Annotated in this window: 20 protein-coding genes and 1 pseudogene; 10 read left to right on the top strand and 11 right to left on the bottom strand. The window is 46.7% G+C overall.

The window, feature by feature from the left end; translation table 11 throughout:
• The 5 genes from LZD49_RS33850 to LZD49_RS33830 all read left to right on the top strand — a co-directional run.
• The coding region (locus LZD49_RS33850) for an isochorismatase family protein (protein WP_234672871.1) at positions 1-285 on the top strand (285 nt) is incomplete at its 5' end.
• 168 nt (positions 286-453) lie between these two features.
• Positions 454-858 (top strand): nuclear transport factor 2 family protein, encoded by a 405-nt coding sequence (locus LZD49_RS33845; protein WP_234672869.1) that lies wholly within the window; start codon positions 454-456, stop codon positions 856-858.
• Positions 859-959: 101 nt separating this feature from the next.
• On the top strand, positions 960-1,973 hold the full coding sequence (locus LZD49_RS33840; protein WP_234672867.1) for an LLM class flavin-dependent oxidoreductase: 1,014 nt from the start codon (positions 960-962) through the stop codon (positions 1,971-1,973).
• Positions 1,974-2,036: 63 nt separating this feature from the next.
• Complete coding sequence (locus LZD49_RS33835) at positions 2,037-2,921, top strand: pirin family protein (RefSeq protein ID WP_234672864.1); 885 nt, start codon at positions 2,037-2,039, stop codon at positions 2,919-2,921.
• A 210-nt stretch (positions 2,922-3,131) separates the two neighbouring features.
• A complete protein-coding gene (locus LZD49_RS33830; protein WP_234672862.1) occupies positions 3,132-3,677 on the top strand; it encodes a YceI family protein in 546 nt (181 codons plus the stop codon).
• Between the two features lie 102 nt (positions 3,678-3,779).
• On the opposite strand, the gene LZD49_RS33825 is transcribed toward LZD49_RS33830, so the two are convergent.
• The 6 genes and pseudogenes from LZD49_RS33825 to LZD49_RS36240 all read right to left on the bottom strand — a co-directional run.
• Positions 3,780-4,646 carry an SDR family oxidoreductase gene (locus tag LZD49_RS33825; RefSeq protein ID WP_234672860.1) on the bottom strand — a complete coding sequence of 289 codons (867 nt, stop codon included), beginning with the start codon at positions 4,644-4,646 and terminating at the stop codon, positions 3,780-3,782.
• Between the two features lie 80 nt (positions 4,647-4,726).
• Positions 4,727-5,296, bottom strand: a complete 570-nt coding sequence (locus LZD49_RS33820; RefSeq protein ID WP_234672858.1) for a Crp/Fnr family transcriptional regulator — start codon at positions 5,294-5,296, stop codon at positions 4,727-4,729.
• Positions 5,297-5,418: 122 nt separating this feature from the next.
• The gene (locus LZD49_RS33815) at positions 5,419-5,802 is read right to left on the bottom strand and encodes an alpha/beta fold hydrolase (RefSeq protein ID WP_234672856.1); all 384 of its coding nucleotides are present in this window, start codon (positions 5,800-5,802) and stop codon (positions 5,419-5,421) included.
• Between the two features lie 85 nt (positions 5,803-5,887).
• Positions 5,888-6,193 carry an alpha/beta fold hydrolase gene (locus LZD49_RS33810; protein ID WP_255721438.1) on the bottom strand — a complete coding sequence of 102 codons (306 nt, stop codon included), beginning with the start codon at positions 6,191-6,193 and terminating at the stop codon, positions 5,888-5,890.
• 163 nt (positions 6,194-6,356) lie between these two features.
• Positions 6,357-6,587, bottom strand: coding sequence for a transposase (locus LZD49_RS36245; protein WP_409021379.1), 231 nt, complete (start codon positions 6,585-6,587; stop codon positions 6,357-6,359).
• 13 nt (positions 6,588-6,600) lie between these two features.
• Positions 6,601-6,703, bottom strand: a pseudogene (locus LZD49_RS36240) (transposase); the annotation flags it as partial.
• Here LZD49_RS36240 and LZD49_RS35675 point away from each other — a divergent pair.
• From LZD49_RS35675 to LZD49_RS33785, 4 genes are all read left to right on the top strand, one after another.
• Positions 6,693-6,827 carry a hypothetical protein gene (locus tag LZD49_RS35675; protein ID WP_255721437.1) on the top strand — a complete coding sequence of 45 codons (135 nt, stop codon included), beginning with the start codon at positions 6,693-6,695 and terminating at the stop codon, positions 6,825-6,827. The pseudogene LZD49_RS36240 and the gene LZD49_RS35675 sit on opposite strands and share 11 nt — an antisense overlap.
• Before the next feature lie 36 nt (positions 6,828-6,863).
• A complete protein-coding gene (locus tag LZD49_RS33795; protein WP_234672853.1) occupies positions 6,864-8,636 on the top strand; it encodes a 7TM diverse intracellular signaling domain-containing protein in 1,773 nt (590 codons plus the stop codon).
• A gap of 184 nt (positions 8,637-8,820) precedes the next feature.
• Positions 8,821-16,839 carry a LamG-like jellyroll fold domain-containing protein gene (locus LZD49_RS33790; protein WP_234672851.1) on the top strand — a complete coding sequence of 2,673 codons (8,019 nt, stop codon included), beginning with the start codon at positions 8,821-8,823 and terminating at the stop codon, positions 16,837-16,839.
• Positions 16,840-17,183: 344 nt separating this feature from the next.
• Entirely contained in the window at positions 17,184-18,065 is an 882-nt protein-coding gene (locus LZD49_RS33785; protein ID WP_234672849.1) for a hypothetical protein, read from the top strand.
• 75 nt (positions 18,066-18,140) lie between these two features.
• Here LZD49_RS33785 and LZD49_RS33780 read toward each other — a convergent pair whose 3' ends face one another.
• Positions 18,141-19,103 carry an AraC family transcriptional regulator gene (locus tag LZD49_RS33780; RefSeq protein WP_234672847.1) on the bottom strand — a complete coding sequence of 321 codons (963 nt, stop codon included), beginning with the start codon at positions 19,101-19,103 and terminating at the stop codon, positions 18,141-18,143.
• 62 nt (positions 19,104-19,165) lie between these two features.
• On the opposite strand from LZD49_RS33780, the gene LZD49_RS33775 reads away from it, so the two are divergent.
• A complete protein-coding gene (locus LZD49_RS33775) occupies positions 19,166-20,317 on the top strand; it encodes an FAD-dependent monooxygenase (protein WP_409021378.1) in 1,152 nt (383 codons plus the stop codon).
• A 69-nt stretch (positions 20,318-20,386) separates the two neighbouring features.
• Here the strand turns inward: LZD49_RS33775 and LZD49_RS33770 are convergent, their stop codons facing one another.
• From LZD49_RS33770 to LZD49_RS33755, 4 genes are all read right to left on the bottom strand, one after another.
• Positions 20,387-20,809, bottom strand: a complete 423-nt coding sequence (locus LZD49_RS33770; RefSeq protein WP_234672843.1) for a DUF1810 domain-containing protein — start codon at positions 20,807-20,809, stop codon at positions 20,387-20,389.
• Between the two features lie 337 nt (positions 20,810-21,146).
• Complete coding sequence (locus LZD49_RS33765; protein WP_234672842.1) at positions 21,147-21,878, bottom strand: IS66 family transposase; 732 nt, start codon at positions 21,876-21,878, stop codon at positions 21,147-21,149.
• An 844-nt stretch (positions 21,879-22,722) separates the two neighbouring features.
• Entirely contained in the window at positions 22,723-25,017 is a 2,295-nt protein-coding gene (locus tag LZD49_RS33760; protein ID WP_234672840.1) for a TonB-dependent receptor, read from the bottom strand.
• Between the two features lie 105 nt (positions 25,018-25,122).
• Positions 25,123-26,433: a hypothetical protein gene (locus LZD49_RS33755; protein ID WP_234672838.1), complete on the bottom strand. Its 1,311-nt coding sequence runs from the start codon at positions 26,431-26,433 to the stop codon at positions 25,123-25,125.
• Positions 26,434-26,476: the final 43 nt, after the last annotated feature.

The raw sequence follows: 26,476 nt of genomic DNA, 5'->3' as shown, positions 1-26,476 counted from the left end.
GCTATGCCTGCCATCCAGGCTGCTGCCGAAGGCTATGATGTATTTGTGGTAACAGATGCCTGCGGATCGGTTACAGCGGAAGCGCACGATATGGCAGTTCGCCGTATGGTTCAGCATGGCATTACACCCATCAACTGGATTGCGGTCACATCTGAATGGCAGAGGGATTGGGCCCGCCTGGATACTGCTGCCCAGCTGGCCGGTTTGATGATCGAACATACAGGGGCAACCGGCGTAGCTTATGCATGGGAACAGCAATTACTCAATACGCCTGTACCGGCTTAACAAGCATAATGCCTGGAAGGCGACATCCCAATAGTTTCAGGATGTCGCATTAACAGTATGCGGTTATAAATATGACCCACGCACGGTTAAGTCGACCATATTGACCACATGAATCACTTAATACAAAGTCAGCTTACATTGAAATAAAAACGCAAAAAACTAATAACGATGGAAGATCAGGCAAAAATGGAAAATCAAGACAAAGCAGCAGTAGAAAAAGCATTAAATAATTATTTCAATGCTTTAAATGAATCTGATGTAAAAACTGCTGTGGGTTCATATACAACAGACGGTGTATTTATAGCTGCGGGGGCACCAACCGCTATTGGTACAGCACAATTGATCACAGCATATGAATATCTTTTCAAGGCTATCCAGTTAAATGTCGAAGTGACCATTGACGAGGTGATAATGAAAGATGATATCTCTTTTGTCAGGACACATTCAATTGGAACTACACGCATCCATGCGACTGAAAAAATTATTCCTGCGGAAAACAGAGAGTTCTTTTTATTAAGGAAGGAACAAGGGGAGTGGAAAATTGCGCGGTATCTGTTTAACCAACCTAAATAGTCTGGTGGACAGGACACTATCTACCCGGTACCTTATCTTAATAGCGACATGGTAACCGGGCCTTGATCACTTGATACAAACTGAAAATCAGAAGAAGAAATATGGAAATAGGCATAGATAGTTTCGCATCGGCCATGTACGGAAGTAATGAGCTGAATAGCGTTGATGCAATGGAGCAACTGCTAGACAGGATCGTAGCGGCAGACGAGGCCGGGCTCGATGTTTTCGGGATTGGAGAACATCATAAAAAAGAATTTCTCGATTCAGTTCCGGCAGTGATACTTGCAGCTGCTGCTGCCCGCACGAAAAGAATCAGGCTAATGAGTGCGGTGACCGTGCTGAGCACTTCAGATCCGGTACGGGTATTTCAGCAATTCGCAACACTGGATATTATTTCCAAGGGACGTGCGGAGATCATTGCCGGTCGGGGTTCTGCCACAGAAGCGTTTCCGTTGTTCGGTTATAAGCTTGATGATTATGACGCCCTGTTCAGTGAAAAACTAAAATTGTTGCTACAGCTCAGGGATGAGGAATTCGTTACGTGGTCGGGTAAGTTCAGGCCCGCTTTGCATAATCAGCCGGTCTATCCTCGCCCTGTTCAGAAGAAATTACCCGTTTGGGTGGGCGTAGGCGGTACTGCGCAATCGTTTGTGCGTGCCGGTAAGCTGGGGCTTCCGCTGATGGTGGCCGTCATCGGCGGACAAACCGAGAGCTTCAGGCCGCTGGTCGATCTTTACAGAAAGTCTGGTAAAGAGGCTGGTTTCAAGCCAGAGGAGCTTAAAGTCGGACTGCATTCCCCGGGATATGTGGGCGATACGGATCAGTCGGCGAGCGCGGATTATGCTCCCGGATACATAGAGTCATGGTCCAAAATAGGCCGTGAACGCGGCTGGGGGCCGGTTACCAAAGCGCAATTCGACGCTGGTGTGTCTGCAAAAGGTGCGCTAGTGGTCGGCGGACCGGAAACGGTTGCCGAAAAACTGAAAAGGCATAGCGAAGCACTCGGCGGTATCGACCTGTTCACATTCCAAATGGACATTGCGGGCCTGACACACCAGCAGTTAATGCGGTCTATCGAGTTGATCGGCAGCCAGGTCATCCCATTGGTTAAATAGAGCCATAGGGCTATCACCATCCCAACCCTTACCTAAATTCTATTCGTTCACGGTCAGTTTTTTATGAAGAAGAATAGCAGCTTTTCAACCCAGAGGCAAAGGGCAGATATTGGCTACCTCGAAATATCCCGAATGCTACCTAACCGATATGCCGACGCGGTGGGGCCGTTCGTATTTCTTGACCATATCGTGCCAAGGATCCAGAGCAAGATTAATAAAGAAGGTACTGGTGCACACCCGCACCGCGGCATTGCCACGTTGAGCTACATATTGAACGGCGAAGACGAACATTTTGACAGCGCGGGGAACTATGCCAAGGTTCATTCCGGAGGGGTACAATGGATGAATGCCGGTAATGGGATCATTCATGATGAAACGCTGAATTATGATTCGCAAAGTGATTCCAAACTTGTACATGCTTTCCAGTTTTGGATCAATCTGCCCTCAGAGATCAAGGCTGAAAAACCAGCTTATTTAGCCATTGAAGGAAATGAAGTGCCGCGCAAAGACCTGCCGGATGGCAAAAGTTGGATCAAAGTCATCGTTGGGACATTTGAGGATATAAGTTCGGTGATACCCAATTATTCGGAACAATTCCTTTATCATATCCATCTGGACGCAGGTGCCTTTTTCGCGATCGAATTTGCAGACGAAATAGAGGTCGCCGCCTACCTTCCCGAAAAACCAGCCGTCATCAATGATGAAATATTCAATGTCGGCGATTTTATCGAGTTTGACAGAAAACAAGGTAGTATCGAGCTGAAAAACGAAAGCCAGAAAGCATGCGATTTCATATTATTCGGCGGAGAAGCGTATCAGGAGCCGATCTTCGCTGAGGGACCATTCGTGATGAACTCGAAGCTGGACATAGCCATTGCCTACCGGGATTTTTATAATGGCGAATACGGCAAGATCGATTATGAGAAACAGAGATCGATGGGCCAGTAAGCGCCCCCGGCCTTTATCACACGGCCATTCTATATTCGGAAAGAAAAGATCTTGCCGCAGCTGGAATATTGATCACATGGCAATTTATTAGTACTAGTACCCTTTCACACAAGTTTGATTACACTATATAGCTTTTTCTAATATCTCCTTTTGCTTTCTCAACTAAAAGCATGATTTGAAATCAATTGATATAATTAAGATAAATAACAAATGGAAACAGGAAACAAGACCAAATGGGTGATCGATCCGACGCACAGTGAAATAGGCTTTAAGATTAAACACCTTATGGTCGCGACTGTACGAGGAGTCTTCAAAGAATATGATGCCAGTATCTATACGACAAATGAAGATTTTCTGACTGCTGAGGTTGATTTTTGGATCAATCCTGCCTCAATAGATACAGGCAATGCACAAAGGGATGACCACCTAAGGAATTCGGATTTCTTTGACGTTGATCACTTTAAGGAAATTAACTTTACTGGAAACACGTATGAGGTAGTCGACAAGAGCGGCAGTTATAAAATTTATGGCGGGCTTACAATCAAAGGTGTCAGCAAGCAAGTGAAACTAACGGTTGTGTTTGGGGGCGTCATTAAGGATCCATGGGGCAATGAAAAAGCGATCTTTTCGGTTACAGGTACAATTAATCGTAAAGATTGGGGATTGAACTGGAATATGCCTTTGGAAACCGGAGGGCTATTGGTAAGCGACGAAATATCTATCAATGTTGAATTGCAGTTGGTGAAGCAATCTTAGCATGTACTAGTTACTTCCAAGTTATAAAAGTATGGTTTATTGTTGTCAAAATCAGCCCGGGGATAATTGATCCCTCGGGCCGATTTTGACAACAATGAAAGTTTATGCTAAAAGACCTTCCATCCCAAACGCTGTCAATGCTTTTGAATATTCACCACTGACAGCTTCGTTGGCTTTTCTTATAAATTCTCCCGTCGTCGGATCGACAACTGTTCTTAATGGTCTTTCTCCTTTTGGCAAATTGATCAGATCCAGTATAGCATCTGCCACATCTTGCGGGTTCGGTTTTAAAGTTTCAAATAGTTGACCAATAGCGGCGACCATTTTATTGGGGTAAACTGCTAACAATTCTTCGTAGCCATTGGTGGTTTCCACGTCCGAAGCAAGTCTGGCTTTTTGGCTCATCTCGGTAGGAAATGCGCCCGGCTCTAAAATTGCTACATCAATTCCCAACGGCCTTACTTCATAATGCAAACCTTCGCTCATTCCCTCCAAACCAAATTTTGAAGCACCATAAACTACTGAGAAAGGAAAACTAACTCTTCCGAAACCACTTGTGATATTGATGATTAATCCTTCTGATTTTTTTCGCATGAATGGCAATGCCAATTTTATCAATCTAAAAGGGGCAATCACGTTTACGTCAAACATTTCCTGGACATCTGCCACCGAATAACTTTCTGCCACGCCCATCATTCCGATCCCGGCATTGTTTACCAATACATCAATAGTCCCTTCTTTGGTGATAATGGTGTCGAAAGCAGCTTTCACGCTGGTTTCGTCCGTTAGCGTTACATCTAAAACGGTGATATTCTCCACCTTTGCCAATGCTTTGGCTTTTTCGGCATTCTTTCCGTTGGTATCTCTCATGGTGGCGTAAACTTTATGCCCCCGAGCTGCTACACTATTGGCAGTAAGCCATCCAAAACCACTATTTGTTCCTGTAATCAATACGACTTTTTTGCTCATTGCTCTATACTTTAAATTAATGATACAAAGGTCAGTATCGAAAAAAGGAAAGCATTTAACAAATGGTAAAAAAGGGAATTTTAGCGAATATTTCTTCTTATCCTGCTTAATGATTGCTGTGTAATTCCCAGGTATGAAGCGATATATGAAAGCGGAATACGATTGACAAGGCCAGGGAAATTTTCAATGAACGATAAATATCGGGTGGTTGCATCTTCTGAAACCAGCGGGCTCCTTCTTTCAATCGTTTTTAATAAACAATTTTTTAATATGAGACCTGTAATAGCATCCCAGCCAACAATGGTGTTTCCAATTTCGTCCCAATCCCTCTTTGAAAAAATAAGCAATTTACAATCGGTAACTGCCTGTATATACTCAGAAGCCAACACTTGCGCCTCAAACCTTTGTTGGTCTGAAACAAAATTATTCTCGTCGATGAAGTATTGAGTGATTTCTTCGCCTTTGTTATTATAATAGCAGAAGCGCACGACCCCTTCGAGAAGGAATCCAACTTGCCTTGGGACCTTTCCAGCTTCCGAAAAATAATCCTCTTTATGAAGTTCCAGCGTCTTGGCTTTGCCAACAATGAAATCTGTTTGCTGCTTATTCAGATTTCCAAACTGTAATATGTAATTAATGAACTCTTCCATTGATCAAATTTCGAATTTATTGCGGACAGTTCATTTACCATTTGGTAAAAATGGTTAGTCAACTTTCCAATTACAACAAACAAGTCTAAAATAGAGATTTTATAAGACTTGTTACGCCGGGTTTAAATCGACAATGTTTTAAAAAATTCAAGTATATCCACTCCGATCTCCGCCGCGTGTGTTTCAAGAGCAAAGTGGCCTGTATCGTAAAATTTCAAAGTTGCATCACCTAAGTCCTTCTTATATGCCTCGGCTCCTGCAGGAAGAAAATACGGATCCTTGTTTCCCCAAACTAACAACAATTTTGGCTGGTATTCCCGGAAGCATTTATGAAATTTTGGATACATTTCAACATTGGTTTTGTAATCTTTGACCAAATCTAGCTGAATCTCGATATTGCCTGGCCTATCCAGGAAGTGCTGATCAAGCGTGTAGGTCTCTGGCGCAATGAGTGATGGATTAGACGCGCCTTCATGATATTGAAACCAAGTCGCCTCTTGGGACACGAAATCTCTGAGTGCCTCACGATTTGCTTGTGATGGATCTTTCCAGTATCGTTGTATCGGGTTCCACTCCTTGCTGAGCCCCTCCTCATAAGCGTTCCCGTTCTGGGAGATGATGCCAGTGTATTTTTTGGGGATTCGCCATGGCTAAGCGTAGACCAACCGGCGCGCCGTAATCAAAAATGTAAATGGCAAAGCGTTTCAGGCCAAGTTGATCAATAAATGCCTGCATCGTACCAGCAAGATTATCAAAAGTATAATCGAAGTCTTGATTGCCTGGCGCGTCAGAATAACCAAAACCAGGCAAATCCGGGGCGACAACATGATATTGTTTGCTGAGGATCGGAATCAAATTCCTGAACATATGGGAAGAAGTAGGGTAACCGTGCAGCAAAAGGACAGTTGGTGCATCAGGCGCGCCTGCAATTCTGCTTCCGAGCAATTTACCTGTAAGCCTGAATATTCCTCAACGTAACTAATTAGTTTCTGAATCATCTAATTACCGTTAGATCATCCTTGTGTTATTCCCTCTTTGGTGATCAATTTCTGAATAGAGCTTATCCCGTTGGTTTAAACTCATCTGGTGTTGAAAAGCCAAGTGCTTGACGTGGTCTTTGCGTATTGTAATCGTTGATCCAGTGGTCAACCACCTCCCGAACTTGTGGCAAACTTCGGAATAAATAAGCATTCAGAACCTCTCGGCGAAAAGTGCCATTAAATCGTTCGATGAATGCATTCTGTGCGGCCCGCCGCGCGGTCGTCGACGTAGTCTGTAACGGATCTTCCACGCGGCGGCGTCCGCTTTTTCAACCGCCGATTTTCCTCTTCCAGGTCTTTCATCCGTTTCAATTCTGAAACCTCCATGCCGCCATCGCTGCAGCCAGTTGTAAAAAGTGGATTTGCTGAAACTGGCTAGCGTTACCAGCGGGTATCCTCCCGCCCTTGTTGAATATGAGTGGGCGCTACGCGAGGATGCCGAGCGTACGATCCGCGCCACAATGTTTTTATCCTACTTCTTCGATAAATAGTTATTTTTGATCTTCCCAACTCAACCGCTGTTTTTATTGATCAAGATCATCTCTACGCTCCTACTTGTCTTGATATCTTTTTGGACCACCGGGCAAGCTGTGTTGCGGTTAGGCGACAGCCTTGTCATTTCCACCGCAGGGTATGAAGTTCTTGCAGACCGCCACTATATCCTTGAACAGATCCTGGCCAACCCGTCGCTTCCATTTAGGCTGGATGATTCGCTCGGCCTTGGGAAATCGAACGCCTACTGGTTAAGAATATCGGTCGATAACCCATCCAGTTATGCCCGGCATTATCAGGTGCGTGTAGAACCCAATTTAGACATTACTCTCTATCATTTCAATCACGATGCCGGAAAATGGGTCGCGTACCGGACGGGAATTTTTGCCGAATCGAATTTTGACCGCCGCTTGCATGGGATGCTGCCGTGCACCTTACAGGGCAAAATGCTGAATACGCTTTATATCAAAGTGAATGTGGCCGCCGCCGGGAAATTTGAGGGTAGTTTTAAACGCAAAATCATTTTCTACCAGAACGATTATGCGGTCGAAAAGGAAAAGACCCTGACCACTGTCTGGCTTTTGACCCTGGCCATTTTGTTTATTTTCTTTTTGAATAACCTGTATATCTATTTCAGTTTCAAGGACAAAACCGTTATGTATTATCTGATCGCGCAGCTAGGCGGGATGATTTACATTACTTCATACCGGCACTTTTTCTCAGTCCTCTTCTATTGTCCCGTATTTACTTTCTGGGTTACGCCTGGCGGCAAGCTAGACTTTTACGATGCGAACTACCTGCTGATGCACATCGGTTTACTGTTGATCATGTACGGGTTTGTGCAATTTACGAGATCATTTTTCGACGCGCACAAAACGCTGCCGAAAGCCGACAGGGCCCTGAAATACGGACTGACCGTTTACTTGTCGGTGACGGCGGTCATCATGTCGATCGATACCGGCGTTTTTTATCTGCAGCATTACACGGTGTTGTATGAAAACATGCTGGCGCTTCTGCTTGTCCTGATCATTTTGTATACCTGTATTGCCGGTTATCGCCGCGGCCTCCGTGCATCAGGTTCTTTTTTAATTGCAAACCTGCTACCACTGGTTTTTATGGTGGGTACGACGATGTACCACGTCATGGTGAGCTACACCGGTAACGACTATCAATTTTTACCGGATATGGCCATTATTGCACAGTCGCTTGGCTTTTCGATCGCCCTCGTGGCCCGCACACGACTGATTCAGAACGATTTAAAGACCAAAGAAATCGAAACGCGGCAACTGGAATTCGATCTCCGCGAACTAATGCTCAGACAACGGCTGATTGAAGTCGAAAACGAAAAGATCAATGCCGACATGCGCCACGAGAAAACAATGAATGAGGCATTGCAACAACGGTTGGAAGTCAATCAGCGCGAACTGGCATCTACAACGCTTTATATCGTGCAAAAGAATAAAATGCTGTCGGGGTTGAAAGGCCAGATCGAAGAATTGCATGAATTTTACCCGGAAGGCAAACATGACCATCTCAAAAATATCGAATCGATCCTGAAAAACGATTTGTACCTGGAAGCGGACTGGGAAAAATTCAAGCTGCATTTTGAACAGGTCCATCCCCGCTTTTTCGATGAACTGTATGCCAGGCATCCCAATCTGACCAAAAACGAGGTCAGGCTTCATGCCTATTTTCATATGAAACTTTCCACCAAGGAAATCGCGTCGCTTCTCAATATCGATCCTGCCAGCGTACGCCGCGCGAAAACCAGGCTGTATAAAAAAATGTCGCCTTCGGAGGAAGTTTGACATTTGTCTACATTCAAACAGTTCCTGCTCGTGCCAGAGGGACGATTTTAATCAATTTGTCTACACTTTGTCTATGGCTCGTTTTGGTTTTTTGATTGAATAAAGAGCTTTTTTACGTCGCCTTTTTCCTTCTTCGTGACCAGCAAAAGCAGTAAACCCTCTTAATCGAGTCATCCGGCATTCTATGACAAAATTCTCCTCTCTATCAGAAGGCTTTAAACAGACTTTCGGCCCAAGATTTGTCCTGTTTCTAACCGCGTTGCTATACGCTCATTACGCATTCCCGCAGACGGCAGCCGTTATTACGAACTGCAATAATGAGATGCCAGGCTCGATCACTATTACCGCGCCGAGTGGTTACGCCACCGTCAACTGGTTCAACAATACAAAACCCTACCTTGGCTCGGTCGGATCGGGCAAGACCTTAACCATTACTGACAACTTCGGGGACTCGTACAGCTACATACCCCAGGGACAAAGCCAGCATGAAATGGTTTCGATCCTGCGTGTTAAATATCCCAATGCGGACTTCACAGCGCAATCGACCTGTCTGACCGAAACCACCAGATTTGACGCAACCGGTGCCTGCATCGGAAACGCATTTCAGGGTAGCGGCTCTTCCTCGGGTGCCGCGGCTGCAGCTGATTCGTATCCTACCAAACAGGTTAACTTCATAACAATGGCGGCCTGGGTTAAATGGAGCGGCACGATTGCCAATGGTTCGTCACAAGCCATCATGATGAACGGGCACGCTGGCCTGTCGGGTTATGGGCTGTATATCGATGGTACTACAAAAAATCTGACAATCCTTCTCGGTGGTGTTGCTTTCCTGACCAGCAGTGTGAAATTGACCCCAAACAAGTGGCAAAATGTAGCCATTGTCCGGAACAACGGGAGCTGGATTTTATATGTAGACGGCCTTCATTATCCTGTCAGTAATCCCACCACGACGCCACGTGTGCCGGGGGAATTTGCGAGCGGGAAATTTTCTGTGGGGCAAAACGTCTCAGGGGGTGAGAATTTCATTGGGTCCATCGACGAGGTTGCTATCTGGGACAGAGCGCTTAATATGGCAGAGATCAACGGGCTCCGGGCAGATGTCTGCTATTCATCGCCAACCGGCAGCTGGAATTTCAACGAAACCAGCGGAGCACAGGCGCTTGATGGAAGTGGTAACAACCTGCATTTGACCCTTAACAATGCACAGCGGGTGTCACAGGCTACGTACGCCTGGGATTTTGGCGACGGGAAATCTCAGACAACGGATAGTCCGGCGACCAGCCACCAATATCTTACCCACGGCACGAAGACGGTGAAATTGACGGTTACCGATATCACTGGTTGCTCGTCCAGTACCACCCAGGTCGTTTCTATCGTAACCTCTGCCGTAAGCTTCCCGGTAACAGCGACCATTTCTTCCACCGAGGTATGTATCGGGACCGCGATCAATCTTTCGGCATCGAGCATTCCGTCCGTTTATCAAAGCGATTTTAATGGCCACCTGAATGATTGGCAGTTGGGTGAAGCATGGCAGCGCAATACATACTACGTAGGCTCCGGGCCTGCTTATGCAGCGAACACCCTCGTTTCGATCACGGCCGTCAACAGGGCCATCAACTCAACTCTGACATCGCCTGCTTTCAGCACAGTGGGATTGACCAGCGTTTCTGTTTTCCTGACCCATTATTTAAGAAACGAAAATGCATCAAAGTTCTCGGTCGAAGCCTCCTCGGACGGCAATAACTGGGCGACCCTGGTTACTTATAACGATGAATACCGCGAAGGAGGACGAAATAAGTTTAAAACGGATGAAATCGTGCTTCCGACTGCATATGAGAATAAGGAAAAGGTGTACATGCGGTTCAGGTATGTCGACACCCAGGGCAATTCAAGATTCAATTTCTGGATGATACAGAGTGTGGCCGTGCGTCTTGCCGGGTATCGGTGGACCTCCGTTCCGAAGGGTTATAGTTCCAATTTACAAGGTGAGAAATCCATAGTGCCACTGGTGACGACAACTTACAGTCTTTCAGCCAACAATGGCTGCGGAGGAACTGCCAGCCAGGTAACGGTTACGGTAAAGGCTCTGCCCACTGCGACGATTACCGGCGCTGGCAATGTCTGCAAAGACGCTCCGTCACCGGCCGTTACCTTCACCGGTTCCGGATCTGTCGGGCCATACACGTTCAGATACAGGATTATTTCGCCTACGGAAGTAGGCCCTGAACAGACGATAACCACGACTTCGGGTAACTCAGTGACGATTACGGCACCTACTTCAGTTATTGGAAGATTTGACTATGATTTATTGGCTGTATCGACACCCACCAGTTGTGTTACCGAAATGTTCAGCAGGGTTTCGGTCATTGTTGCAGGCTATGCGTCTGCTACGATCAGCGCCCCGTCGGACCTGTGTCAACTCGCAACGGGAAATGTTCGTATTGAGCCCAGTGGCGGCACTTTTCCATATACCTTAAACTATACAGATCCTGCCAATGTAGTCAGGGAATTTGTGCTGGCTTCCGCCAGTACTCGTTCAATGGACCTGCCAATCCAGACTGACAAGGCAGGTGATCAGACCTACAAATTGATCAGTGTTCAAAGTGGGAACGGCTGTTCCGTTACTTTTCCGGTAAACGATCAGCCTTCCGCCACCATTAGAATACAAGCAACGCCGGACGTGTCGGTTGAATCGGAGGGTTCTACGTTCTGCGACGCCCCCATTAAGTTGACAGCCTCCGGGGCTCACGAATACAAATGGTTTCCAGCCATCGGGTTGAACCAGACGACTGGAAACGTAGTCGAAGCATCGCCGGTCGAGACTACTACTTACAAGGTGACCGGCACCGTGAATGGCTGCAGTAAGGTTGTCACGAAGGTTATCAATTCGGCCAAACTAACCATTACCAGGCAGCCGACGATATCCGCTACGGAGGTTTGTGCCGGAACAGCTGTCACACTTACCGGAGGTGAAAGTAAGTATTCGGGAATTTTTATTTACGAAGAAAATTTTGATAGCCAGGCGCGTCTAGCGAACTGGACGGGCACTACGACGACAAGTATTAATGGAACCTGGAAGTTTTATCCGGACAAATACCGCTTTTTGGATATCAGGGAAGCAGGTAGCGGCTTTATTTATACTGAAAGCCATCGGCAAAATGATACTCATCAGTTAATCAGGACTTTAAAATCACCTGCGATCAGCACATTAGGTTATACGAATATCGCCATCACTATCAACGAGGTGGCATCAATCAATACGAATCCCAACAGCGTGCAAAAAGTGCAGCTTTCACTCGATGGGGTTTCCTGGACCGATGTTTTTGTAAGAAAAGATCCTCTTACCAGTGAAGAAGGCAAGGTTTTTTTTGATACAAAGATTGAAGTACCTACCACCTTCGAAAACAAACCTACGGTTTACATTCGCCTTTTCTCCCATGTAGAAATCGTATCAGGCGATGGTGGTCTTTCTTTCTGGGGGATAAACAATATCAGAATGACCTGTTCCAGGCCCGCCTACTGGTCTTGGAATCAGCGTACGCTAACTTTAAATGAAAATCTGTATCAAAATCCGTCAGTAATCAGGCCTGAGACGTCGACGGAAATTACGGCATTTACGACTACTCCTGAAGGATGCACAAAGGCACTTCCAGCGCAAGTAATCAGTGTAAATCCAGTTCCCGAGGTGTCCATTGACCCGCTTATTCGTGTTGAAGCCCCGACGAGTATTCAAACGGCCCAGGTCCCATATACCAAAGGCACCGGTGAGCCCGACAGGTATTCGCTATTTGCCGGAGCAAGAAAGCTGCCTGGCTTCGTGAATCAAACGGATTTCCAGTTTCCAACGCCGACTGTTTTTGGTGTTAACGTCCCTCCGGCTATTGCGACCTACGATTTTATTTTTAAGGCAGGTAATCGTTTCGGATGCGCTGGAAAAGACGTCAATTTTAGCATCATCGTCGGTAGCGGGAACTCATTCCTGTCCGCCCTCACATTAAGTACAGGACCGCTGTCACCTGCATTCGATCCCTCAGTTACTTACTATGGCGAAGTTGCTGCTCCGGCAGCAATGGAGTCGGTGACGGTTACTGCAACAGTAACTCATCCCGGAGCCTCGCTTATAATCAATGACTTACCTGCGATAAGCGGTGCGCCAACCGTCGTACCGTTGGATGCTGCATTCGGCCGGAATACGATATCGGTTAAAGTGACTTCGGAAGCGGGTACCGAGCTGCTATATCAGATTCCAGTTATCAGGGCACCCAACATCGACAACGTAGGGCATGATGAGTCAAACGCCAAAGCGGCTTATTCCCTCCGCAAGTTGGGAACTGTATACCAGCACGGGCCAGTTACCCCTCTCCCACCTGTACCCGGATTTACGAATTCACCCACACCGGCACTCCGCGTCAGGCGTTCCTATGACAATGCCATGCTGGATATCGGCTTCGATGCGAATGGTCACCTGGATACGCTCACCATGCTGCAATTTGCCGGACCGGCCGAGTTGTTTGTGCCCATCTGGTATGACCAGAGCGGTGGGAACATGGATGCCTTTCAAACGGACCCCGGCAGTCAGCCACGTATTGCGCACGGCAGACACATCGACCGCAAATCAGGTGTGCCCACGTTATATTTCACTGGCTCGGCTGCCAGCAATGGTTATTTGAACACGGCTCCTTTCCAGGGCTTTTCCGACGAATTTTCCATCTACGCCGTTGCCGGTGTGAAGGAAGACCAAACCGCCAATCTCAATGCGATGGTCAGTAAAACATCTGACGGAAAACCTGCTCCCTTTGCTGTATCTGGTGCTACGTTTAAAATAGGCGATGGAAATACGAGCATTTCAACGGTCAATCTGCAAAAGGCTTTCATAGCCGCGAACCCATTTGCTTCCTGGTTTTTTATGGGTAAAAAAGCATTTGACGTGGGAGCCTGGTTCAATAGTGAACGCAATGAAATTGGTTTCGATATTAAAAACGGCTACGCGGACTCAAACACGCCACTCGTGATAGGCTCAGATCAGCAGGGAGAGTCAAGGCTGAACGGATGGGTCAGTGAAGTAATTTTGCTCCCCAAGAGTATTCGCTATCAGACGATTACGGAAAGTCAGATGCAATATTATCTGGGACCAGTGATTGCATCATTCTCGCCGGAGGCTGGTGAGGGGCGGGTCGAGATCACCATTCGCGGATATAATTTTCTCGGTGCTACCCAAGTGACCATCGGCGGCGTTCCGATGGGATTTCAAGTCGTCGATGACAATGTGATTACATTGCTAAAACCTCCTGGTGCCGGTGGGGAGCTGACAGTTACCACCCCGCTCGGAACGGGTAAGAAGACTGGTTTTTTCAACGGGACCCCTCCCGGAAATGCGCTGGTTTTTGATGGAGCAGACGATTACGTACGCCTGGCCAATAAAATGCTATTCCCCAATTTTACGATTGAAACCTGGATCAGAACAGCTGTTAATTCCAAAACAGGTGACGCTGCTTATCAAGGTTCGATACTCCTTGATTCCGACGTAAGCGGGAGAGCCGACGACTTTGTTCTGAGTGTCCTTAATAACAAGATTGCATTTCTCGACGGCAGCGCGGACGTCAATACTTTTGGTACTACACGGGTAACCGATGGCCGGTGGCATCATGTGGCGGTCGTACGCGAGGCCGGGCAAAGTGTCAAAATATACGTCGATGGTAATCTGGACGCAACGGGACCTGCCGGTGCCAATCCGCTGACTGCAAACCCTTTCGTCCATCTCGGAGGCGTTCCCAATAATGTCAATGTTTCATTTCAGGGATCCATGGACGAACTCCGGATTTGGGACCGAACATTCGATCAGGAGACCCTGAATGCAATCAGATTTGAGATTCCCCAGAGAGATCATCCTGCTTTGACGACGCGTCTTTCCTTTGATGTCAACACCGGCGTCCGCAGCATAGAGCTTCCCAATTTGTCACGCTCTGGCGGTTTTGCAACGCTAAACAATTTTATCCAGACAGGCAGCGCGTGGACGGAAAGCTACGCGATGGTGGTTCCGGATACATCGCCGCCGGTGGACAATATCACTGAAACCGGATTCACGGCGCACTGGTCCCCGGCACCGGTGGGAACAAGTGAGATGTATTGGGTTTATCTGTCCAAAGACCCTACCGTTCCCTTCGCCTCCCCGGAAACCCGAATGTATGGCGCTACGGACACCTCCTTACGAATAGAAGACCTCGAACCCCAAACGACTTACTATTACCGTATCGGCTGCTTCAAAGGGTACCTGGGTGACCAGAGTGCTTTATCCAAAGTGGAGACGGTTACGACACTGTACAATCCAGACCTGATCGCATTGTCACTGAATGGTGCCGCGCTGGCTGCATTTGAAAGAGAAATACTTTCTTACACAGCAAGTATCGGCGAAGAAGCGTCTTCGGTTGTGATTTCGGCGACGTTAAGAAATCCTTCCTCAACCATAGCGGTAAAAGTAAACGACGGGAATTATACGCCGCTCGCCACGGGTACTCCGTCCGGCCCTCTCAATATGGATTATGGGGTCAATGTTATCAGCATCCAGGTATCCTCTCCCAATGGTTCTGCTGCAACGACTTACGTCATTACCGTTACAAGGCCATTCAGCCCGCCTGGTAATGCACTTCGTTTTGCAGGTTCCAAAACAGACGTTAACCTGGAAGAATATGTACAGATTGATAGAAAAATAGAATCCCCCGACTTCACGCTGGAAACCTGGATAAGGACTTCGGAGAATTCGACCACTGGCTCGCAGGGTTTTTCTGCGACCGCATTGTTCAATTCCGATAAGGGTGGCACAGCCAATGATTTCACCATGGGTATTCTCAACAACAAAATTGCATTTTTCGACGGAAACAAGAACGCGACCACGATAGGCGAGGTAACTGTGACAGACGATCGCTGGCATCATGTGGCCGTGGTAAGAAAGGCAGGTATATCTGTGAAAATATACATCGATGGGAAGTTGGATAAAGAAAACACCACGGGAGCCGGAACTGCGGCCCTGAATGCCAATAGTTACATCGCACTGGGTGGAAACCCGGGTTATGCACCAGTGGCATTCCATGGCTTGATGGACGAAGTACGGATCTGGAAAGTAGCCAGAAGCGAGGCAGATCTCTTGGCAAATATGCTCCAAATGGTTTCTCCGACGCATCCCGACCTGATGGCCAGCTACAATTTCGACACCGGCAACCAGGAAAACGCCGCTTCGCTCACTGATTTGACGGGCAATGGTAAGACGGGTACACTCTACCATTTCGACCCGGCGAACATCAACTGGATCGAAAGCTACGCCGTGGTGGTACCGGTTGCGTTGGGGGCATCGGCAGGCAAGTCAACCGAATTTGTCGCCAACTGGTCGGCCCCGGCCGTAGGCATCGCCGATCGCTATCTGCTCGATGTGTCGACTAGCCAAACATTTGCCGCCGGTAGTTTCCTTCCGGGTTATGAGGCACTCGAAGTGACGGAGACTTCAAAAAAAGTAATCTTGCCCACCACCGGCAGGGAAACGGCGGGGACCAATTACTACTACCGCGTACGCGCCGATAAAGCATCTGTTCCGGGGCAGGGCGGCTATTCGGGTACCATCACATTTACAGCCAATCCGTTGCCTGTTAACCTCATATCTTTCACAGGAAAGAAAGTGGAGAACATAAATCTGCTGGAATGGGAAGTGACCGATGAAACACAATTTAGTGGTTACGAAGTGCAGAGAAGTTCGAATGGAAAGAGTTTTACTACCATAGGTCGGGTAAATGCAATCTCCAATGAGCAGTCCGGCGTTACCCGGTACCGGTTCAGCGACAGCCTGAATTTGGCAGCTGGCAGCACGTCCGACAACTTTTATTACCGCCTTAAAATGATAGACATTGACAGCAGTTTCGCCTTGTCCCGAATCGTGGTGATCAAAAATGAATCGGGAAAAACCCGGGTAAGCAGCCTTTACCCGAATCCGGTCGTGAATAAATCGGCATCCGTGGACATAACGGTGAACCGGGCTGAGAGCTGGCAGGTGAGCATTTACAATGTAGCAGGGACTCTGGTTAAATCCGGCAAGGTCGATCTGGCAAAAGGAATTAATAAAGTGACTTTGGATTTGAGAACGCTTTCATCCGGCCTGCATTTACTGAAATTCAGCACCGGCGCGGAAATGATCGCCAAGACCATTTTGGTTGAGTAGCATGTTCGGAGTATTTCCGGAAGGGATTGACACAATATGCGGGCGAGTCTTGTCAGGAGTCCATACGCCAACACATATTCGCTGTCCCGCCGGTCGACAAAGTCTGCCTTGGCACGAATAACATCAAAGACCACCTAACCACTCCATCCACAAACGCTTTCTTCACCGCGATCAGCTGTAAGTGAATTCCAGTATTTATGACCATCACCTGATCCTCAGCAGAAATAAATTTCCCTCGTGTAATCCACATCATCTACAGTGTTTGTAACATTATTGTCTATATTGGATTTTGCAATTCTGCATTTAGCTATACCCTTCACTGTCTAAGTTATTCTGTTTGTAATATGAAAGGAATTTTGCTCTTTATTCTCACAAGTGGCTTTCTTTTAACCGGTTGCAGAGACAGCAGACGAGAAAATAATGACACCTTAGCCAATCCCGACACAGACCAATACGCCTTACCCAAGAGGAGTAGCTCGATTTACTCAGGAATTATTATCGTTGGAGGAAAACTAAGTGATCAGAAAACAGCATTTCTTTTTGAACAGCAAGGGGTTGGCGCAATGATTAGGGAAAAGAGATTTTGGAATACGATTTTCACGACTGACTTTAGGTGGCAACGATCTGGGGATAGCCTATATATGGCTGGTGGCATTATTGGTGAAAAGACACTAGAACCGCAAGGATACCTTGTACAGGAGTTTGGGGACAGTTTAATTTTAACTCACGCTAGGTATCAGTACAGGTTGAAGAAAGCATCTTTTGAGATTCTTCCAAAATCGTGGGTTGCGCCACGACCTGGCAAACTCGAAAATTTTTTATCATCGGGTTCGTTCGTTTCAATTGCGGACAAGGACTTTCTTAATGAAACAACTTTTAGCGAGGATGTTATCAGCGGACTGTTGTCTACTGCTCCTCAAGTTACGCGAGTTATTTTTTCCTTCGATCCTTCTGGTTCTGGATACATGAGGAAGTCATGGGCAGCATCTGTTGACGTGGAATATCGTATCCCCAGTATATCCATTGATCCGATAACATGGAACGTTGTAGGTGATTCCTTAATCTATCACGATGTCCAGAGGCTAACAGCAGATAGCTCTGTTACCTACAATCGACATGCAGCTGCGATTCATGTTGTTGGTGACACTTTGTACCTTGCCAGCCGTTTGTCCCAGGGTATGAATATTCGGAAATTGAAGAAGATACATTTTGAAAAACAAAGGTAAATACAAGAGTCTACCGGAGGTATTTCCTCCGAATTTACTTGGTCGAACGGACACTATCAGCCGCACTGGCGGTCATTACGATCTCACTTCACTACTGTATTGCTTCGGCTTCTTGCCGATGTGCCTTTCGAATATTTTCGTAAAATGGCCCAGATTCTCAAAGCCCAGTTGATAGCCTACTTCTGACACAGATATCCTCTCTTCCCGCAGAAGCCGCGCGGCTTCTTTCATTCGTACATGTTGATAGTACTCATAAATACCCATTCCAAATACTTGCGTGAATATTTTGCGCAATTTTAGCTCGTTCATGCCAGCGATCTGCTTCCATTCTGCGATGGTGCCGGGCTGGCTAAGTGAGGAAACAATCCTATCCCTGACCTGATACACAGCGTGGATGTCCTTGGCATGCAGTTCCAGAACAGCGGCGCTTCCTCGCTTCTTCAAACTAGTGAACAGATGATAAAGCAATTCTGTCGCTTTCATCTTGTAATAAAAACCTGTCATCACGCCCGGCCCCTCCCGCTTGACCAGGTCGTTTACGGTTCGCAAAATGTCGTCGGTCATCAGTTCCTCAATCCAAAAATTACTGGCGCTATCGAAAAGGTACCCGAAGTGTTCAGCCTCTTCCTTTAAAAAGCTCCTTAAATACCCGGCACTGACACTGATGGAAACGTGCGATACCCGCGTGTTCTTTTTGAAATGTAATGTTTGGTGGATCGCGTAAGGGAAAATCCGAACGTAAGGCGCCTCAATCGGCGCGTTTAACCCGGACATAGCTGTTCCGCCGTCCTCATCGTCTGCAAATATGTTGTGAAATACGAAACCGATACCGTCAGTCAAATCCGACTCACCGGTTACACGGGTAAAGTCCTCTGTCACAAAAAATGATCCGAAATGAATGGCCATGTCGGGCAAAAAGGTGAATCCTTTGAAATAGATCACCTGAAAATGCTGCAACACATTCTCCAAGATCAAACCCAGCTTATTCATAAACTGCCCAATGTCACTACCTTCCTGTCCGCCTGGCTGAATGTTCATTTCTCGACTAAAAAAACTCGCTTATCGAATATTTTAACCGTAAAGCTACGAGTAGTTTTGCAGTGTTCAAGATAGTATCTGATAAAAACAAACAGAAAACCATGAAAAAACGAGTGCTGATTTCCGGAGCCAGCTTTGCAGGATTAACGCTGGCCTACTGGCTGAATAAGTTTGGATACGAAGTAACCGTGATAGAATTGGGGAAGGAGCTGAGAACAGGCGGCTCACCCATTGATGTTCGGGGAGAGGCATTGAAAATCGCCCGTGAAATGGGGATTTACGATCAGATTAAGTCCAATGAATATATTCACACCGATGAGATTGTGGATGCCCAGGATCAAACCCTGGTCAAATTTGCCATTAATGCTTTACCGGAATATCTGGGCGATCTCGAGATACACCGCGGTGTATTGGTGAAGATCATTTATGATGCGATTCCAAAAGATGAAGTGAAGATCATGTTCGGCAGCAGCATAGCCACATTGGTCCAGCAGGAAGATCATGTTCAGGTGACCTTTGAAACAGGGCAGCGCCAAACTTACGATCTGGTCTTCGGAGCAGATGGTACGCATTCGACAGTGAGAAAGCTCGCTTTGGGGCCGGAGGAAGCCTTTAAGAAATTTCTTGGCGTGTATTTTGGATTTGCCGCCACCGAAGAGATTAAAACAGGCAGGCCCGGGTCGACTGGTATTGTGTATCGGGAGCTCGGGAAACAGGCGGTGATCTTTGAATTTCAAAATGGCGTGAACACCATCCTGGTGTTCCGGGCCCCCAAACTGGAATGGAATTACCGGGACCGCGAACGCCCCAGGCAAATCTTAAAAGAATATTTTGGCGGTAACAACAATTGGAAGATCCCGCAGATTCTCGAAGCGATGGTACGCGCTGACGAGCTCTATTTCGACGAAGCCTGTCAAATCCGTATGCCTAGCTGGACCATAGGACGTGTCGCATTGATCGGTGATGCGGCCTATGCGCCAAGCTTTTTCACGGGTATGGGCACTAGTCTGGCGATGCAGGGTGCGACCTTGCTGGCCAAGCAACTACATGCGCATGACGATCATCAGACTGCTTTTGCGAATTATAACAAAGTGTTCAAACCCATTGTCGAAAGCGTGCAGGCGCGTGTTGATCACTCTTTGAAAATTCAGTTACCCGAAACGCAGGAAGAATTGGAGGCCTCTTTTGCGGCTTGGAGCCTGAGCCAGGAATAGGATATCAAGCACGTCCCGTGCACATGTGCGGGACTGCTTACCGCGTTTTTCCGGCTATAGACCCTTAGATCACTTTCCAACCAATGCGAAAGTCCGCAAATCAACCTTCCCCTCATAATACTTGTTCAGCACCGCCTGAAACACAGGATCCGTTTCAGGCAGCAAACTGAATAACGTCATGCTCGACCGCAGTTTAAGATCGTCAGGGCTTCCCAAGATATGGTATGCCGATTTCCCCTCTACCGCCAACATTGCCCCGGATATTTCGATCAGCCTCTTTCCCAACACCGGGTGTTCGAGATACCGCCTCGCGTGATCGAGATTTTCGATCGCGAAATAGTTAGCAGTGCTGCTCAGCCCTAACCCTTTGATCTGCGGAAAGATGTACCACATCCAATGGCCTCGCTTTCTACCATTTTTGATCTCGATTAATGCTGCATCATAGTCACTTTGCTGCGCATCTAAAAACTTTTGCAAATCCATCGCGCTCATCTTGGGTCTCTTATGTATGAGTGATGATTCCTTTCAACCTCCTGAATTGTGTCGTCCTGAAATCGTTAGACTCCACAAAATCCGTTGAATAAGAATGACAACTGTGACCTGAAGCGATAATTTCAGTATCTTATACTAGCTCCATGAAGATATTTCCTCATTTTAACGCGAAAAAGTCATAAAAAGAAGATCGTTGCCGCGTATCCGGCCTATCAACTACATATTTGTTAATTGGCGAGCTTTGTTAATGTTTTGCGGAAACAGATCGGTGATATTTTATGATTGATTGTGGAGATGTTTAGCAGTGCGTTTTTCAGCAAATTGTAGCAGACTTCCGTCATAAAGGTAGCCACTGAGTGCGTCCCAGCGACCATAACTGTACTGCATCGCCTTTCCGATCTGGCTTTTTGGGGAGCGTACTTTTAATTTGTTCAAGGATCCATTTGCCGAGCTCGTTGATAACTGGAAGGGATTCTGTCAGCTGCAGCTCTTTGATTTCAGCAGCATCCGGCATCAGTTGGCGGGCTTTCCGCTCCACAGCGTACAGTTGCTGGATCATCGATAGTGCTTTTTGCGCTCTGGTTTTGTCATTATCCAGGGCCCGTTCAAAGCGGTCCGCCGCCGCGGTCCCGTCGCGCATTTGCGCAGCAAGCCAGATGGATAACATCTTTCCGTTTTCCATGCTTTTCGTAAACCGCATACCCGTCTGTGGATAGCCCTTGAAGCTTTCCAACATCGATTTCGCTCCTGCTGAGCCTCTTGTCGGCTGGTAATCAAAGAGAAGGACACCATCCAAAGGGCTGTGGTAGACCCACGGGGGTGCCCGGCGACAGTGTCCCTGATGGCAAGCGCCTTTCTTGTCACTTTCCAGTACTTTAATAGGACTTTCATCCACCAGCCAATAGCCCTTCGATTTCATATCAAAGACCAGTTGCTCATAAAGAGGTTCCAGCTTCATCAGCGCTTCTTTGGTCCATCCTCCAAGGGTTGAAGATGCGATCTGGATATGTTCCCGGGCAAAGCGCAGCTGGGAAGTTTTGTGCCTGTGGGTCACATCAGTGTCAACCAAATGTATGTGCGGTACATGGTTCCCCAGGGAGATTTTTTACGGGTTTAAAACCGTCAAACTTTTCTTTAGTCGGACCACGCAGTGTAATAGAGGCGGTCGAAGGCCCTCCCAACCCTTGCTTTGGCGCGTTTCCCGCGCCTCATGGCATTATCTGTAATGAGGCCAACTGACTATGGGTAGTCCTAACCCTTGTGGGGTGCTGTCAAAAACGCTAAATTCTGGTCCGCGTCGGGCGATTTGAGTCCGAACGGTATCTTGTCCGGCCCTTTTAATTGGGAGCAAAACATAGCAGCTTCGCCAAAAACGGACACTCTTCCTTTGCCATATTCAGGTACCGCGCCCTATGAAAATCCCTGTATTGGAATGCGCGGCGTAGTCTGGCTGAATCTCCAGGCGGTATCAGGCAGCAGCACTTTGTAATGATCATTAAAAGTACCCGGCTATTTCTGGACAAATCCCACATCCGAATATAGAACTGCACTCCAGTATGTTCACACTTATAAACCAGAATCAGTTCAGTAAAATTTCAACAGCTGACACCATCCGGGATTGTTCAGAGAGCGTACGTTACACATCTAGATTACTTTCACCTCGGCAACCTGTACCCGCATTACTGGTTAGGATAATACTTTGGACAGTTTTTATAGAAATATTGAGCATAATAGTCTTTTTGTGGAGCCTTTTATTTTGGAAACACTTAAGAGCTCCTGAAAACAGACCTGATAGCCTGAGGAATTTCAGAGGACATCGAAAAAAAAATGCAAAGCCGGTGCCCTTTTTATAGTTTCGTCACCCATCTCCTAAGACACAATTGTTAAAACTACTTGCGAGGACACCAATGATTTCAAAATTTGAACGAAAAGCTAGTCACAAAGTTTCTGGTAAATTGCGCATTTCCTACCGAGTCCCAATACTTCACATTTGTTATATTGTTTAGTTTGAAACCAAGCTTCCACTTTTCCTTTTGATAAAAAACGGTCGCATTAATCGTTTGGTAGGATGGAATCACGTAAGTATTGCTGGAATTAAAGTACGAATCGCTCACATAGTTCCCTCCAAAACCAAGTCCAATACCTTTCAGGTTTTGGAACGGCAATCGGTAGCTGAGCCAGTAATTGACAATATGTTGCGGGGCCTGGGTTTGGAATTTTCCCTCGTATAAATCAGCCTTAGTAAATTTGTTTTCATTAAAGCCATATCCGGCTACTATATTCAGGCCGGATACGGGGTTAGCAGTAAGTTCAAGCTCAACCCCTTTGCTTACCTGTTTGCCGTCTTGAAAACTATATTGTGCATCATCGGTACGTAAAGCATTGTCAATACCGATATGATAATAACTGATGCTTCCACCCAATTTATTACCCGGCAACTCTGCTTTTATGCCACCTTCCAACTGATTGGCAAAAACCGGATTTGGTTTAAACAAACTACCATTGGGCTGCTCAATGGGTCCTTGGTTCAGAAACCCGTTCATGAAATTTCCAAACAGCGACACCTGATCCTTTACTACCTGATAAACAATTCCCAACTTGGGAGAAAGAGATGGCTGCACAAAACCGGCTTCATAGGTCTGCTCAAATCGATCAAAGCGAAGGCTCAGCATTGTTGATAACCGATCTGTCCAGTTAATTACATCAGAAACATATATGCCAAAAGCATTTCCTCCATATGCGTCGTGCGATGCAGTGGTGGAAGGATCTGCCAAAATACTATTCACTCTGCTTAGGCCTGATCTTTCAAAGGGCTCATTAACATTTATCTTATCAAGAGCCACGACGCTGTACGTCAGACTTTCATCATTGTACTCATAGCTTGCGCCGATCAGCAAATTGTGATGAAATCTGCCGGTATTAAAACTACCGTTGAAATTCTGCTGGACATTGGCATACGTTCTTTCTCTCGGGCCAAAATGTCTGATACTCGTAACGGCCGTATCCGCACTGATCCAATTCACATACGGCTGATAACTATGATTCAAGAATTCATTTACATGCGATATACCTGTGGTGGATGTCCAGTTTGCACTGATCTGATATTTGGCCTGCCCAAAGTATTTCGTGGCCTGCGCATCACTAAGCAAATCATTCTGAAAGAAGGATTTTTTAAAACCCAGTGGAATATCTTTAGTGGATTTAAATGGTACTTCGTCCGCAAAAAGCAGTGTATAAGCCAGACGAGTCGCGTTACTTTTAAAAAATTCAAAATCAAACAGGAAGGATAGGCGATCGCTGGCCTGAAACGAAAGGCTCGGACTAATCATGAACCTTTTATTTTTACCATATTCATTTGAACTGTTTTGCTGATGGTCGACGGCATTGAATCTGAGCAGCACGGTTTTTTCCTTACTAAGCGGCGTGTTTATATCAACAGTGGCCCTGCTTAAATCAAAACTTCCCATGCCATACCCCACTTCGCCACCGAAACCGGCATAGGGCTTTTTGGTAACCAGATTCATTGCCCCGCCAAAAGTTGCCACCTGCGCACCAAATAGCGTACCTGACGGGCCTTTGATCAGCTCGACGCGTTCAAGGTTTGCGATTTCTGTCCCCGACCGGTAAACCGAAGTCGCCAGTCCATTTCTTGCATAATCGAAGTTGGTAAACCCTCTAAATACAACCGCAAAACTTCCGGTAACATATTCAGTAGGTGCAACACCGGCCGCGGCCCGAAAGACATCTTTCACATCGGTCATCATTTGTTCTTTCATCAGATCTTTCCCCACCACATGATAGACCTGCGGATTTTCAAGATTTTTCAAAGGCATCCGCGCCACATACTCCGTTTCCTTGTTTACCAACTTAACATTTCCGCTTACAACAACCTCCTGTAGTTGCAGGTTGTCTTCGGCCAAAGTAAAATTCACGGAGCTGGTATCTCCGGCCGCCACCGTTACCGTACTCTTTTGCGTTAGAAGTCCGGTAAAACTTGCGGTAAGCGTGTAGGTTCCGGCGGGTACTTTATTGATCTGGTAATGTCCCGCTTCGTTTACGACCGTTCCCTTGGCCGTTTTTTCCAGAACAATATTTACAAATTCGGCGGGCTGCCCGTCGGAAGTATTCACGGTGCCCTTAATGGTACCATTTTGTGCATGTGCATGCAGCGAAAAAATCAGAAGAAATAAAATTAAAATTCGTATCATCTTATATTTAGACTAAAAATTCATTATTAAAATATCGTTTTTACCCTGAGCAAAGGGCGTATGACTCCGCTATTCAGGGCAGTATTTTTATCATTGCATCCACTCCTATTTCGTTAGCCTTACCAGGTCCGTTATCAATCCACCAGCGGTAACATTCACCATTTTTTCTGATTTTCCTGTTGCCGGATCATATTTGTAGTAACCATTCAAATTCATACTGGCATTGTAAACCGGAAGGTAAAACTTGCCGTCGTATTTGTGCGTGCTGGGATAACTGTAAGCTGCCGTCAGGGGTAAATCAGCAATCACCGTCGCAGTTTGTGCATTCAGATCCAGCTTCACCCAGCGCTGTACGGGACTGTAAAATGCCAGGTCCGACAATTCCGCATATTCTGCCGCCGTAATTGAATTGACTGCTAGCTTACCGATCAGTTCCAATAATCTCGGAGGATACGACGCTGCGGAAATGCAGGCGTAAGCGATTCCATTCGCATCATAGGTAGTGCCCAAAAGCAATTGGAACATAGAACTTTGCTGTCCTACCGCATTGATCGGGTTAAAAGCATAAGTGGAGTCAAAGTCCGTTTTACCGGCTGGAATTTTCAAAATCTGCGGTCTGGACCTTTTCGCAGCATTTGGCCCAAGTTGCCCGTCCAGCCCATACTGACCCTGCGTACTGATGTAAACGTTGCCCGCTTCATCCACAACGCTATGTTCCAGCCCGCGGGAAACCGGATAAGTGGCTTGTTTAAAAACAGCTGTATTCTCCCATTTTCTGGTCGTCAGGTCCACCACTTCCACATAAACATCCTGTGCGTCGTAAAACTGGCCGGTTTTGCTGCTGTTTGTTAAAAGCGAGGCGAATAGCTTGTTGTCGTTGGGGCGATAAGATAGATGTGCGTAAACATTTCTGTCGTTCTCAGGAAAATTTTTGGCTTTCGACATATCGATCTGCCCCAGGTTTTCCATGGTGGCCGGGTTAAAAAGGAACAGTGCCCTGTTTCCACTGGTCGAGTAAATACCCAGGTTTTCATTGATGATCAGCACAGCCTGCAAATATTCCAGCAAGGGAATGCTTGCTACTTCCACCACGGCGCCGGAAGATTTCAAGATTGCCTGCTTGGACAACTTATTATCTCCATCCAGCGAAATCCCATAAATAAAATTCTTATACGAAGTTCTTGCCATGAAGGTATTGTAAGCCGTGTTCTTGGTCAGATCGACATCACCGGAAGGTTGCTGCGAAAAAAAACCGGCGTAATAGCTATATCCCGCCGTCGATTGCGAAATGCTGGACAACAAAAATCCTTCTTCCTGATAAAGCGATTCTGGTCCGGACTCGGGTTCATCATCACTGCTGCATGAAATCAGCACGGCTGCAAAAAAAATGGATAGTAATAGATTGGATGTTTTCATTGGGGATTGGATTTTGTTGGAAAGTTGTTGTGGGCGGCGTTTG

The organism is Dyadobacter sp. CY261, from assembly GCF_021440085.1.
Taxonomy (GTDB): domain Bacteria; phylum Bacteroidota; class Bacteroidia; order Cytophagales; family Spirosomataceae; genus Dyadobacter.
The sequence above is the reverse complement of the archived record's forward strand: the minus strand, read 5'-3'. Positions and strand labels throughout refer to the sequence as shown.